Genomic DNA, 12,826 nt, shown 5'->3' with positions numbered 1-12,826 from the left:
AAGATGATAAAAAAGATCTTACCGGTCGTGTTTTTGGCAGGGCTTGTCGCCTGGGGAATCTATGATCATTTCCAAACAAATGGAAGCGGTGCGCAAGAAAATACCAGTAATGAGAATCAAAATGCAGCATCAACCGATTCCGAGAACAAGGATGATAATGATGATGCAAAAAAGGTAACCGGAATTAAACAAGGAAATATCGCCCCAGACTTCACTTTAGAAACAATGGATGGACAATCTGTAAAGCTTTCAGACTTCAAAGGTAAAAATATCATCGTGAACTTCTGGGCTACGTGGTGTCCACCGTGTCGTGCGGAAATGCCTGAGATGCAGGAGTATTATGAAGCGAATAAGGATAAAGATTTTGTTATTTTAGCGGTCAATATGACAAAGACTGAAAAAAGCCAAATGGATGTCAAACAATTCGTTGAAGAAGATTTCGAGCTTACCTTTCCTGTTGTCATGGATTTGAAGCATAAAGTGACAAATACCTATGAAGTAACAGGTTATCCGACAAGCTACTTTATTGACAAAGAGGGTGTCATTCAATATAAAGTTGTAGGTGCAATGAACCAAGATGTCATTAAGAGGCAAATTGCAATGATGAATCAATGACAGGATGGATCGTATATGAATACAAAAGGGAAAACCATCTTAATAGTTGAAGATGATCCGAATATTCTTCAACTGATCAAACGTTATTTGGAAGTTGCGGGATATGAAGTATGGACAGCAGAAAATGGAGAGGAAGCTAGACGGATTTTTCAAGAGAGTGATCCATGTTTCGTTCTATTGGATTTGATGCTCCCTGGTGAGAGTGGAGAGTCTGTTTGCCGCTGGATCCGTGAAGACATGAAGAGTAACGCCCCGTTGATCATGGTCACCGCAAAGGTCAGCGAAACGGATAGGATCAACGGCTTGAGGATGGGAGCGGATGACTATATCACAAAGCCATTCAGTCCCAAAGAATTGGTTGCCAGAGTGGAAACTGTTCTCCGTAGGACTGAAAATCGTTGCAGTAAACTCAGTTACCAGGGGATTACGTTAAAGCCTATCAAAATGGAAGTGAGAGTCGATGGAAAAGTAGTCGAGCTTACCCATCATGAATTTCAACTGCTCTATTATCTGATGAGACACCCCGGTCAGATTCTCTCTCGCGGTCAAATTATAGATGAATTGTATCCGAACCATGAAAAAATCGTTGGTGATCGGACGGTCGATGTGCATATCGGGAAACTGCGTGAGAAAATCGGGAAAGGGAAAGAAGATTTGATTGGAACAGTGAGAGGAGTGGGATATCAATTTGTGGCTTATTAATCGGTTCAGCGGAAAAATGATTCACAAATGGGTCCTGCTTAATTTTTTCCTGACGTTGTTGGTGATCGTTCTCGTTGGATTTTCAATAAAAGAATTCGCCTGTTATCAGTTCAATCAGTATTCAGAATCAGCAGCGCAGGCCAAACAATTCAGACAAACAATCGAGACCTATCAAATATACTCCGGAATAGTAGCGCTGGTGCTGACGGTGGTCATCCATCTCTTTTTTGCCCAAAAGATTCTTCAGCCCTTGAAGTCTTTATTCCTATCAGCTAAAAGAGGAGCGGAAAACAAAGAATCAATCGTCGTCGATTCAACGTCTCAGGATGAAATCAGTGAAATCTCGAATGAAGTGAATCGGATGTTGAAGAGGCTTCATCATTTACAACAGCAACAAGAGCAGATGGTCGGTGACCTCGCTCATGAATTAAGGACCCCATTAACAACACTGAAAGGATATTTAGAAGGGTTGGAAGAGGGCATTTTTAAAGAGGATGATTCCACCTATCGTTTGTTGAAGCAAGAATGCAGCAATATGATCAGCGTTGTTGGAAAATTGAATGAGCTTCAAAAGTGGGAAAGTGGCCAAACAGACTTGAATCCAGAAATAATCGATATCAGTGATTGGATGCATAATGAACTAAAAAAAATCGAAGTCATAGGAAAAGCTGGGATTGAAGTGATGACAGACGTGGAGCCGGCTGTTATTGAAGTCGATGTACAAGCCCTACACGTCATAATGAATCAGTTGCTCGATAATGTCGCGAAATTCGATGTTGAAGGGTATGTCCAAATTAATGGGAAGGCTGAAGATGATCAGTACATCGTCTCCATTTCCCATGATGGACAGCCGATCCCGGAAGATGCAGCGGATCGACTTTTCGACCCAATGTATCGTTTGGATCAATCACGTCAACGATCAACAGGAGGCCCTGGGCTTGGGCTCGCTATAGTGAAACAAGTTGCCCAAAAAATGAACGGCCAAGCTGGACTCCAAACCCATAACAACCACCACACATTTTGGATCACCATCCCACAATAGCTACTTCTTTAGTGCAACACTTCTTCGGTGCCAGGCACGACAATTTGGCCCTTCTCCCCCAAGGGTTATCAGTCGGTGCCAGGCACCAGGAAGGAAATGGGTGATCCTTGTAGAAATGGTTTGGGTGTAGACTATTGGTTACAGGAGTTGATAATATGAGTGAGGGCATCGAAACAAAGTCTTCAGTGCCTAGTATTGTCGAAAAGACTGAATATAAGTTGGTCGGTATGTCATGTTCAACGACTATGGCGGAACGTCACGAGAAAATCCCTGCAATGGTGCGTGATTTCTATGAAAACCACATTTATAAGATCAAGAATCGCATCAATGAACCTGTCTCCTATGGGGTATTTGTCGACCCGCCTAATTGGAATCCAGATACGGAAGAATTCACATGGATAGCAGCGGTTGAAGTGAGTAACTTCGACACCATTCCCGAGGAAATGATTTCGAAAGTCATTCCAGCAAGGAAATACGCCACTCTTCGATTCGATCCGAAAACAGACAACTTTGATCCGTATCCTTATCTGCATGAATGGATTCAGAACCAGGGTTTAAAGAAAATCGACAACTTCGGATTCGAACTTTTCCTTCCCTTTAAAGGTGAGGATTCTGAGTTCACCCTGCATTTACCTGTGGAATAAGAAAATATATCATTTCCTTTCTACAAAAAAAACGCCTAGCTAAAGGCGTTTTTTTCATCTAGTGGCCTCCATGTTCGCCGCCGCCCTCTTTGACAATTTCGAGCTTATCATCGATGATTCCCTGGACCTTAAAAGAGACAGCCTCCTTATTTCCTAACAAAAAGGCATGATTATACGGTCCATTTGTCGGGTTGTCTTTGAAAGTCGGTTTGATATCAGAAAAGAATTCATAATGTGTCTGATTTAATTGGCCATCCTCCAACCAGACCATTGGTGCGTGTTTGCCTAGATGGGCAAATGGAGCTCCCGCAAGTGCCAGGTCAGGTGTAGAGGATGAAATGAATGATATACCGTGTCCAGGATCAGTCAATCCCCAGCCGAAATTGGTGTTTTTATCTTTGAATCGTGCAAACGCGATTGAATTTTCAATCGGTGTTTCTCCGCTGATCCTTGTTACTTTTCCATATTCAGATAACACTTCTTCAGTGTCTTTTGAAATGATGGATTCCGGGCCTAACAAGTAGATATTCGCTTTCCCTTTTCTTTTTTCCAGTGCTTGTTTCGTAGCTTCCGGGACACCATCCTCTGAAACATACAACAACGGTTCTGGCATGTGTGCAATCCAGTTTACAGCAGGGGTCGTATACAGCTGGTCATCATCTTCAAGTGATCCAACGATCACACTTTCAGGGTATTTTTCATTCATTTCTGCATAGGTTTTGTCGATTTCTTTTGCGAATTCTGCTGGGGCATCTCCTTTAATGTGTTTCACCTCATATCCTTTAAGTGAATCTATGACGGAATCATCCACGTCTCCCATAACCATGATTTCTGCCCCGGTCATATTCCCTTTTGGATTCAACCGGTCGATTTCATTCCTGGTGATTTCCGGGATGCTATCTTTCTCGATGAAGAGAAGAGGACCATCGTTTGGGTGATGGATGAGGTCAGCACTCGCTGATGAGATGGCCCAGTCCTCTAGTGGTGCTAGAATGATGGCACCTGGTCGGTTTTCTTTATGGGTGGATGGCCATATGGTCTGCGATGTCATAACAGCCATTTCTACAGGATCAGTCGTGTTTAATCTTGTAACATTCTTTGAGTTTGATACAAGAAGGTTCTTTTCGGCATTATCGTTAAAGTCTGAAGGTGCTGTAACCTTCAATCCTTTATCGGATGTATCCTCACCATTTTTTTCATCAGACCCGTGCTCGTCATGTTGTTCGTTTTCTTTCATTTTTTCCTCATGTTCCATATCACTTTGATTGTCAGTAGCATTATTACATGCAGCTAAGGCAATAACTGTCATCACGATCATTAGTAGTTTTAAATAACTCGGCGTTTTCATCTTCTTACCTCCGTGAAGTCCATTTGTGAGATAACTTTACTAGAGGATTATGAAGAAGTTGTGAAGAAACCCTCAAATTGTTTCCTCTTCTCTAAAAATAGGCAATTGGACATACACGGTCGTACCGGCATCCTTTTTACTATGAATCCAAACTTGCCCAGAATGTGCTTCGACCAAGCGTTTTACAATGGCGAGACCAATACCGCTGCCGCCTGACTGCCGGTTTCTTGAAGGATCCTCACGGTAAAACCTTTCAAAGGCCCTATCGACAGTCTCTTTACGCATCCCAATTCCGTTGTCAATGACAGATAAAAGAATGGATTGGTCTTTCTTTTCAACTGTAACCGTGACCCTTCCGCCAGATGGAGTGTATTTCAACGCATTCGTTAAAAGATTCATTACGACTTGTATCATTCTCTCCGAATCTACCATGACCTTGGAACGATGAATGTTTCCTTTCACTAAAGTGATGTTTTTCTGCAGAAATGCACTTTGGACAGATTCGATGCTTTGTGTGACGACCAGGTCGATATCCACTTGTTCTAGTTTCAATTTGAATTCTGGTGACTCCATGGTATTAAGTTGTTCTAAATCATCAACAAGGTGGATCAGCCGATCGATTTCCTCCGTACAGGACCCCAAACGTTCTTTTGTAGGTTTCCATACATCATCTTCAAAAGCTTCCATATGGCTTTTCAAGGTGGCTAATGGTGTGCGGAGCTCATGTGCAATATCAGCTGTCATGTTCTTACGTAAAGTTTCTTGATTTTGAAGTTGGCGTGCAAGGTCATTGAATGAGTCTGCAAGTTCACTTATTTCGTCACTATTATTCATATGGATACGCGTATTCCAGTCCCCTTTTGCCAGCCGCTCGGCGGCATGCCTCATTTGTATTAAAGGAGCAGCTAATCTTTTCGCTACGAAATAGCTAACTATGAAAACAGGGACGAGTGCTCCTATCGAAGTCCAAAGTATTGATTCGAGCATCGCTTTTTCTAAATGAAGATTATATGTGTTCAGGTCATGGCTGCCTGACGTTTCACTTTTAGCCATGTCGAAATGGTAATGGATCTCAAACATGATGATGATACTCGCAATGACTAGAATAGTAGAGGTGACAATAATAAAACTTAGAGCTAAACGACCGTGCAATCCTTTTATCACGTTCTGCCTCCTGTGAACTTATACCCCATACCGTAAATAGTGGTGATATAAGCCGGTTCTTTTGGGTTTCTTTCAATTTTATAACGGAGATTTTTGACATGCTGATCGATGGTCCTTGTATCCCCTTCAAAATCAAAACCTAACACTTTTTCAATTAAATCATTTCTGGTATATATCCGCCCGGGATGTTTTGCGAGAACAACAAGAAGTTTGAACTCATTCGGAGTCAACGAAAGGTTTTCCCCTTGAAGACGTACAGTTTGGGTTGCTTGATCTATTGTCAGATTTCCATCGTTGTAGGAGATCCGATCGGCTAAAAGTTGATCGTCGTTTGCACGTCGAAGGATGGTTTTTACTCGCATGATCAACTCTTTTGGGCTGAATGGTTTAACCATATAATCATCTGCACCGATCGACAGCCCTTGGATTTTATCGTCTTCTTTCACTTTTGCCGTCAACATCAAAATTGGTAAGGAATGCTCCTGGCGAATAGTACGACAAACTTCCTCACCTGATCGATCAGGCAGCATCAAATCCAGGATGAGAAAATCAATTGGTGTAGTTTCGAGGGCTTTCAACGCCTCGTTTCCGGAATCCGCTTCTACTGTTTCATACCCCTCTTTTTGGAGATAGGAGGAAATGACATCTCTAATCTTCTTTTCATCATCGACGATAAGAATACGTTTCATAGATACTCTCCTTGAGTTTCATGTTTATTTTAACTGTATTTTAAAATAAGGTTTTGTAAAATAATACTGTAGATTTCTGACAATATTTGATTGAATCGAAATTTGAGACACTTCTGCTGAAAAAGCGGTCCAGGCGAAAACCCGCTGAGGCACTGTGCTCAGCGACCGATCACTTGGAATCACTTCAAACGTCCTCTAGCGGCAATTATGAGTGAGCAAACACAGAATCTAGCCCCAGTGATTAGTCGCTTGCGCTTTTCGTTCACCCGCGGAAAGGGGGTAGTTAATTTCGCCAAAATCAACAATAAAGTAAAGCAAAGCATAAAATAAATAGACAAGCAATCTAGAAGTTTGACATGAAACTAAAAGGTTTCGTATAATTTATGTGACACCAAAAGGTTTCTTTTATATATGAAGAGTATAAAATACTTTCTTCATATAAGCTCAAGTAAAGCTCAGCCTGCGCTAAAGGCTTGGCTATTCGAAGTTTATAGGAGGTAATGGAATGACAGTAGAGACAATCAAACAATCATCTGTATTCAATGCACCGATCCAAAAGGTTTGGGAAGCAGTAGCAACTTCTGAGGGAATTGCCGAGTGGTTCATGCCAAACGATTTTAAAGCTGATCTCGGACATGAATTTTCTCTACATACCCCATATGGAATCTCGCCGTGTAAAGTGACAGAACTCGATCCACCGAATCGCCTGAGTTTTTCTTGGGGAGAGGATTGGCAGGTCACTTTCGAACTTAAAGATCTTGAAGGAAAAACCGAGTTCACATTGATCCATGCCGGTTGGGACGAAACGAAAGTCACAGAAACCGGTGATACGCATGCTGATGTCAGAGAGCGAATGGATCATGGTTGGAGAGAGGCAGTACTTCCGAGACTAAAAGAGTATGTTGAGGTGTAAAGTACCATGGCAGCGGCTCCTAGACATGATGTTTTTCAAGCAGTAGCTGATCCGACAAGACGAGAGTTATTGAAGCTTCTTGCACAGAATGATCGGGCTCTCCACGAATTGACAGAGCATTTTGACATGACTCGTACAGCGGTATCGAAGCATTTACGGATTCTTTCGGAGGCAAATCTGGTAAGCGGAAGAAAATCGGGGAGGAATAAGATCTATCAATTACATCCTGAACCATTAAAAGAGGTGAAGGATTGGCTTGCGTATTATGAAAAGTTCTGGGAAAACAAACTCAATATGCTCAAGCATTATGTTGAAAATGAAGAATCAGATTCGAATTCTTAATGGAGAGGGAACGGGGGATGGGTATGATTAAAGGGGATAAGGTCTGTCTTAAACCAATTGAATTGAAAGAAGTCGAGGCACTACACGAGTTAAATGTCAGGAACAGCGATTTCTTCCAACAATTTTCGATGAGCCGGAATGAAGATTATTACACGATAGAAGGGCAAAAGGAACGAATACATCAATTCAATCAGAATAGGGAGAAGGATCTTGGCTATCATTTCGGAGTCTATAAGAATGATGAGGATATTTTAATCGGTACAATAGATTTATTCCAAGTGCTACGTGGTTCTCTTCAAGGTGCTTTCGTTGGATATTTCCTCGATCAGGAACATAATGGCAGGGGGTATATGACAGAAGCGGTGAAATTGATTGTCCAGTATGCTTTTGACGAATTAAACCTGCATCGGATCGAAGCGGGAGTAATGCCACATAACATCGGTTCAATCCGTGTGCTGGAGAAAGCTGGTTTCCATAAAGAAGGCATAGCCAGAAAAAATGTGAAAATCAATGGGAAGTGGGAAGATCATCAAGTGTTGGCAATCATCAACCCAATGGATTAAAAGTGCAGCCTTATACATGGTTGCACTTTTTTACACCTATCATATTCACGGCTTCAACACGACTTTGATATTTCCATCCTCTTTTTTATCAAAAATGTCATAGCCTTTAGCCGCGTCTTCCAATGGAATCTTATGTGTGATGATATCCGTTGGATCGAAGATCTTGTCTTCAATCATTTCATACAATTTTGGCATCAGATGGATGACGGGTGCCTGTCCCATCTTCAATGAAACGTTTCTGCTGAAAAAGTCACCAAGTGGAAAGCTGTTTGCTTCTGTACCGTATACACCTGTCAATTGCACAGTGCCGAATTTTCTAACTGACTCAGAGGCTGTCACAATCGGGCTGATGGTTCCAAATTGATTATCCCGATCAGAACCGAATTCCTTGTTAGGTGGAACGGTACCGTCCATACCGACACAATCGATGACAACATCAGCTCCACCTTCTGTTTTTTCGTGCAGGAGTGAGCCGATTTCCTCGTGTTCTTTAAAGTTATAGGTTTCGACTTGGTTCGTTTTATGGGCATGTTCGAGACGATGATCGACGTGATCGACCGCTATAACTCTTTTTGCACCTTTCAACCAGGCGAATTTCTGAGACATCAAACCGATCGGACCGCTTCCCAGAACGACTACCGTATCTCCCTTTTTTACACCGCTATGTTCGACACTCCAGTAGGAGGTAGGGATGACATCGGATAGAAATAATACACTTTCATCATCCAGTTCACTTGATTCAGGAACTTTGAATGAGGTGAAGTCGGCATAAGGAACCCTCAAGTACTCGGCTTGACCACCAGGAAAATTCCCGAACAGTTCAGTGAAACCGAATAGACCGCCTGGTTCCCCATGAGGATTCGAGTTGTCACATTGACTTTCCATCTGATTATTACAGAAGAAACAATCTCCGCAACCGATATTGAAAGGGATGACGACTCGATCTCCTTTTTTCAATCTCGTAACTTCAGAGCCAACTTCTTCTACAATTCCCATCGGCTCGTGGCCGACAACATAGTCTTCTTCCGGTTCTATTCCGCCTTTATAAAGATGAAGGTCGGATCCACAAATTCCGCTTGCTGTTATCCTCACAATCATATCCGTATTCTCTTGGATAGTCGGATCCTCTACTTTTTTGACTTGCATCTTCTCTTTCCCTTGAAAAGTTACAGCCTTCATTGTTTCCACCATCCTCTATTAAAAAGCTTAGTACTCCTATTTCCGTATAGTAATAGGGATAAACTAAAATTTTATCGCATCCTTATAACTCCTACATTTGTACCAGAAGGGGAAGGTCATGGAAAACGAAGCCAGAGGGAACAACAAAAAACGTGCAACCGCAAAGGGCTGCACGTTCTCATTAAGCTTAATTACTGTTCGATTTTGAAGTATTTTTCAATGTCATCCAATGTCAGGTTCGCTGCTTTTACACCGCCGGCAGTATTCCAAATAGCGTCGCTTACACGGTGTGCATTTCCATCTTTTACGACATCAAGGTTCTTCCACAATTTGTCATTCGTCCATTCTTCTTCTGTTTTTGACGCTTCTTTATCACCTGTTTCATAGGTGAAGTAGAAGAGGATGTCGCCTTCCATGTCAGGAATACGTTCCTTTGTCACTTCTTCAGCGAAGTCAGGCTTATCTTGTGGCTCAGGGCGTTTGAACCCGATTTGCTCGAGGATGACTCCAGAGAAAGAATCTTTAAAGTAGATACGTGAATTTCCTGCCAAGAAGCGGACTACGGAAACCTCTTGATTGACTTTATCGCCAAGCTTTTGTTTGATATCTTCAATACGTTGGTCGAAGTCTGCCAACACTTTCTTACCTTCTTCTTCTTTATTCAATGCTTTTGCATAAAGTTCGAAATTGATCTTCCAGTCACCGCGTAATTGCTCTGAGAATACTGTTGGTGCAATATCGTTCAATTGATCATAAAACTTTTCCTGACGCATTTTGTTCCCGATGATTAGATCAGGATTCAATGACGCGATTTTTTCAAGGTTGATATCACTTTCTGTACCGACGACTTCTACACCTTCCATGTCATCTGCAATGTGATTATACCAAGGATCACCAAGCCACGATTGGACAGCGCCTACTGGCTTCACACCCATAGAAAGTAGTGCTTCTGTTCCTTCGTTTGTAAGGATGACCACTCGTTCAGGCTTTTCTGGGACTTTCGTTTTTCCCATCGCATGTTCAACAGTGATAGTAGATTTCGATTTATCTCCATCTTTCTTTTCTTCAGATCCTTCTCCAGATCCTCCTCCGCATGCTGCTAGTGCAACAACGAATGTCAACATAAGTGCAAATAAGCTGAAACCTTTCCATTTTTGCATATGTAATGTCCTCCCGAATGTTTTATTGATAATGAATCTCATTCACAATTAGTAGTTTATAACTGTTTTTTCCCTTTGTCAATAAGAAATTGATAATGATTATCATTGACAGTTAAGCCCAGCAAGAATAGACTTAAATAGGGAAGGTTTTAAATTCACTCCCTTTCCGCGGGCAAACGGTAGTGCGGAAGCGATACGTTAAGTCACGAAGGTCACCAGGTTCTCGCCTGGCCCGTATTCCCCGCAGGAGTGTCGGGAATTTCGCTTGATGAAAATTTTCTTATAGAAATCCACATTTATAAATTTTAAAAAGGATACAAAAGAAAGGTTTATACATATGAGGGAACTTTTAAATACGAATATGAAGAAGTTGTTCGGTCTCCTCGCGGGGGTCTTCTTAGTCGTCTTTTTCATCGGATGCAGTGTCGTATACGGTTATACGAGTGTCAATTGGGGGATGGTGATTGAATCCTTCACCCAATTTGATGGCTCGAATGCCCATATCATTATTCAAGAAAGTCGTGTGCCGCGAGCGCTCATCGGTGCTGCAGTCGGTGCAAGTCTGGCGATAGCAGGGGCGTTGATGCAGGGGATCACAAGGAATCCATTGGCATCACCGAGTATTTTCGGTATCAATGCCGGAGCTGGTTTTTTCATCGTTGTTGCCGTCACGTTCTTTTCCATATCATCTATCCATCAATTTGCGTGGATCGCTTTCTTTGGGGCAATGGTCACTTCCTTAATTGTCTATTTACTAGGCTCACTAGGTAGGGACGGGCTTACACCTGTAAAATTGACCCTTGCTGGAGCGGCGATGGCAGCGATGTTCGCTTCCATGACACAGGGTATGCTTGCATTGGATGAAAAAGCGTTGGAGGAAGTTTTGTTTTGGCTGACCGGTTCCATTGAGGGACGTAAGCTCGGCATCCTGACTGCAATGCTGCCGTATCTTATTGTCGGCTGGATAGGGTCCTTGTTGATTACTGGGCAGATGAATACACTTTCGATGGGGGACGATGTGGCAGCGGGACTTGGTCAAAATACGGTCCTCGTCAAAATCAGTGCAGCAGTGGTCATCGTATTGCTTGCGGGTTCTGCGGTAGCAATAGCAGGTCCGATCGGCTTCATCGGTATCGTCATCCCTCATATTGCAAGAGGACTTGTCGGCATCAATTACAAATGGATCATTCCTTACAGCGGATTATTAGGTGCTATATTACTGTTGCTAGCTGATATTGGTGCACGGTATGTCATCATGCCGAAGGAAGTGCCTGTCGGAGTTATGACTGCGCTTATTGGTACGCCATTCTTCATTTACATCGCAAGAAGGGGGTTGAATAGACTGTGAGTAAATACCACCCCTTACGTACGAAATGGATGTCCTTTTTAGTAGATAAAAAAGCAGTCTTATACATCATGTTGCTGACTGTCCTCACACTGGTGCTTTTGGTCATCAGTGTAGGCACAGGGCAGATGCAGATACATCCAGTTGATGTAGTAAAGACGTTACTCGGGATGGGAGACTCGATGAATGAACTTGTCATCAAGTCTTTCCGGCTGCCGCGGATCTTATTGGCGTTGATTGCTGGAATGGCATTAGCCGTATCTGGGGCGATCCTACAAGGAATTATCCGAAATCCGCTTGCTTCCCCTGATATCATAGGGATCACAGGGGGAGCTTCATTGGCTGCGGTCACATTCTTAACAGTGTTCAGCGGGCGAGGCAACGCTTTGACCGTGAGTATCCACTGGATGCCGGTCGCTGCATTTATCGGGGCGACATTACTAGGTTTCCTTGTCTATATTTTTTCATGGAAAAATGGCGTCAATCCTGTACGTCTTGTACTGATTGGCATCGGTCTTGCAGCAGCGATGCAAGCACTGACCAATATGATGATCCTATTCGGACCATTGTATTTGGCCACTCAAGCTCAAATCTGGATAACCGGCAGTGTGAATGGAGCGAACTGGAATCAGGTGAAGACATTGACACCGTGGATCCTCATCTTCCTGTTATTCGTTTGGATGTATGCACGTAGGTTGAACGTACAGGAGCTTGGAGAAGATCTTGCAAGAGGGTTCGGGAGTGTCGTACAAAAAGACCGTCTGATCCTATTGCTTTTCAGTACAGCGCTTGCTGGCGGTGCAGTGGCTTTCGTCGGGGGCGTCGGATTTGTCGGCTTGATGGCACCGCACATTGCGCGAAAACTTGTAGGGTCTTCATTCGGAGCATTGATTCCTGCATCAGCATTAGTAGGAGCACTCCTCGTGATGGGTGCGGATTTGATTGCTAGAACTGCATTCGCACCACTTGAAGTTCCAGCCGGTGTTTTCACGGCGGCATTGGGTGCACCGTACTTCATCTACTTGCTCTATCGTTCAAGGAATCAATAGTAAAAGACAGCGGCGGAAAGCGAGTATATTTCCAAAGACAGCAATCTATACGAAAAGAGCCCAAAAGAAAG

At 42.9% G+C, this 12,826-nt stretch carries 14 protein-coding genes; 9 read left to right on the top strand and 5 right to left on the bottom strand.

Annotated elements, in window-relative coordinates; translation table 11 throughout:
- Positions 1–3 precede the first annotated feature (3 nt).
- The 4 genes from N8M93_RS19025 to N8M93_RS19010 all read left to right on the top strand — a co-directional run bounded on the left by N8M93_RS19025 (position 4) and on the right by N8M93_RS19010 (position 3,003).
- Positions 4–615, top strand: a complete 612-nt coding sequence (locus N8M93_RS19025; protein ID WP_261134217.1) for a peroxiredoxin — start codon at positions 4–6, stop codon at positions 613–615.
- Between the two features lie 15 nt (positions 616–630).
- Entirely contained in the window at positions 631–1,317 is a 687-nt protein-coding gene (locus tag N8M93_RS19020) for a response regulator transcription factor (RefSeq protein WP_261134216.1), read from the top strand.
- On the top strand, positions 1,304–2,359 hold the full coding sequence (locus N8M93_RS19015; RefSeq protein ID WP_261134215.1) for a cell wall metabolism sensor histidine kinase WalK: 1,056 nt from the start codon (positions 1,304–1,306) through the stop codon (positions 2,357–2,359). The genes N8M93_RS19020 and N8M93_RS19015 overlap by 14 nt, the downstream gene beginning before the upstream one ends.
- A gap of 155 nt (positions 2,360–2,514) precedes the next feature.
- Positions 2,515–3,003: a GyrI-like domain-containing protein gene (locus tag N8M93_RS19010; protein WP_261134214.1), complete on the top strand. Its 489-nt coding sequence runs from the start codon at positions 2,515–2,517 to the stop codon at positions 3,001–3,003.
- A 58-nt stretch (positions 3,004–3,061) separates the two neighbouring features.
- Here the strand turns inward: N8M93_RS19010 and N8M93_RS19005 are convergent, their stop codons facing one another.
- The 3 genes from N8M93_RS19005 to N8M93_RS18995 form a co-directional block, all read right to left on the bottom strand.
- The gene (locus N8M93_RS19005) at positions 3,062–4,351 is read right to left on the bottom strand and encodes a cell wall-binding repeat-containing protein (protein ID WP_261134213.1); all 1,290 of its coding nucleotides are present in this window, start codon (positions 4,349–4,351) and stop codon (positions 3,062–3,064) included.
- Between the two features lie 72 nt (positions 4,352–4,423).
- A complete protein-coding gene (locus N8M93_RS19000) occupies positions 4,424–5,515 on the bottom strand; it encodes a cell wall metabolism sensor histidine kinase WalK (RefSeq protein ID WP_261134212.1) in 1,092 nt (363 codons plus the stop codon).
- Entirely contained in the window at positions 5,512–6,204 is a 693-nt protein-coding gene (locus N8M93_RS18995; RefSeq protein WP_261134211.1) for a response regulator transcription factor, read from the bottom strand. Before N8M93_RS18995 ends, N8M93_RS19000 begins: the two co-directional genes overlap by 4 nt.
- 505 nt (positions 6,205–6,709) lie before the next feature.
- On the opposite strand from N8M93_RS18995, the gene N8M93_RS18990 reads away from it, so the two are divergent.
- From N8M93_RS18990 to N8M93_RS18980, 3 genes are read left to right on the top strand one after another with little or no spacing between them, the layout of a single operon-like run.
- Positions 6,710–7,117 carry an SRPBCC domain-containing protein gene (locus N8M93_RS18990; RefSeq protein ID WP_261134210.1) on the top strand — a complete coding sequence of 136 codons (408 nt, stop codon included), beginning with the start codon at positions 6,710–6,712 and terminating at the stop codon, positions 7,115–7,117.
- Between the two features lie 6 nt (positions 7,118–7,123).
- Positions 7,124–7,459, top strand: coding sequence for a helix-turn-helix transcriptional regulator (locus N8M93_RS18985; protein WP_261134209.1), 336 nt, complete (start codon positions 7,124–7,126; stop codon positions 7,457–7,459).
- A 23-nt stretch (positions 7,460–7,482) separates the two neighbouring features.
- Positions 7,483–8,022: a GNAT family N-acetyltransferase gene (locus N8M93_RS18980; RefSeq protein ID WP_261134239.1), complete on the top strand. Its 540-nt coding sequence runs from the start codon at positions 7,483–7,485 to the stop codon at positions 8,020–8,022.
- 45 nt (positions 8,023–8,067) lie between these two features.
- Here the strand turns inward: N8M93_RS18980 and N8M93_RS18975 are convergent, their stop codons facing one another.
- Positions 8,068–9,201 carry a zinc-dependent alcohol dehydrogenase gene (locus N8M93_RS18975; protein WP_261134208.1) on the bottom strand — a complete coding sequence of 378 codons (1,134 nt, stop codon included), beginning with the start codon at positions 9,199–9,201 and terminating at the stop codon, positions 8,068–8,070.
- 191 nt (positions 9,202–9,392) lie between these two features.
- Positions 9,393–10,361 (bottom strand): ABC transporter substrate-binding protein, encoded by a 969-nt coding sequence (locus tag N8M93_RS18970; protein ID WP_261134207.1) that lies wholly within the window; start codon positions 10,359–10,361, stop codon positions 9,393–9,395.
- 337 nt (positions 10,362–10,698) lie between these two features.
- Between N8M93_RS18970 and N8M93_RS18965 the strand changes: the two genes are divergently transcribed.
- A complete protein-coding gene (locus N8M93_RS18965) occupies positions 10,699–11,709 on the top strand; it encodes an iron ABC transporter permease (RefSeq protein WP_261134206.1) in 1,011 nt (336 codons plus the stop codon).
- The gene (locus N8M93_RS18960; protein WP_261134205.1) at positions 11,706–12,755 is read left to right on the top strand and encodes an iron ABC transporter permease; all 1,050 of its coding nucleotides are present in this window, start codon (positions 11,706–11,708) and stop codon (positions 12,753–12,755) included. Before N8M93_RS18965 ends, N8M93_RS18960 begins: the two co-directional genes overlap by 4 nt.
- Positions 12,756–12,826 lie beyond the last annotated feature (71 nt).

The sequence above is a fragment of the Bacillus sp. Marseille-Q3570 genome, assembly GCF_946151055.1.
Lineage (GTDB): Bacteria > Bacillota > Bacilli > Bacillales > Fictibacillaceae > Pseudalkalibacillus.
This window is presented reverse-complemented; position numbering and strand designations above follow the sequence as displayed.

Coding starts and splice junctions, on each gene's coding strand:
- N8M93_RS19025 (WP_261134217.1), top strand. CDS start 4: ATGATAAAAAAGATCTTACCGGTCGTGTTTTTGGCAGGGCTTGTCGCC.
- N8M93_RS19020 (WP_261134216.1), top strand. CDS start 631: ATGAATACAAAAGGGAAAACCATCTTAATAGTTGAAGATGATCCGAAT.
- N8M93_RS19010 (WP_261134214.1), top strand. CDS start 2,515: ATGAGTGAGGGCATCGAAACAAAGTCTTCAGTGCCTAGTATTGTCGAA.
- N8M93_RS19005 (WP_261134213.1), bottom strand. CDS start 4,351: ATGAAAACGCCGAGTTATTTAAAACTACTAATGATCGTGATGACAGTT.
- N8M93_RS18995 (WP_261134211.1), bottom strand. CDS start 6,204: ATGAAACGTATTCTTATCGTCGATGATGAAAAGAAGATTAGAGATGTC.
- N8M93_RS18990 (WP_261134210.1), top strand. CDS start 6,710: ATGACAGTAGAGACAATCAAACAATCATCTGTATTCAATGCACCGATC.
- N8M93_RS18985 (WP_261134209.1), top strand. CDS start 7,124: ATGGCAGCGGCTCCTAGACATGATGTTTTTCAAGCAGTAGCTGATCCG.
- N8M93_RS18980 (WP_261134239.1), top strand. CDS start 7,483: ATGATTAAAGGGGATAAGGTCTGTCTTAAACCAATTGAATTGAAAGAA.
- N8M93_RS18975 (WP_261134208.1), bottom strand. CDS start 9,201: ATGAAGGCTGTAACTTTTCAAGGGAAAGAGAAGATGCAAGTCAAAAAA.
- N8M93_RS18970 (WP_261134207.1), bottom strand. CDS start 10,361: ATGCAAAAATGGAAAGGTTTCAGCTTATTTGCACTTATGTTGACATTC.
- N8M93_RS18965 (WP_261134206.1), top strand. CDS start 10,699: ATGAGGGAACTTTTAAATACGAATATGAAGAAGTTGTTCGGTCTCCTC.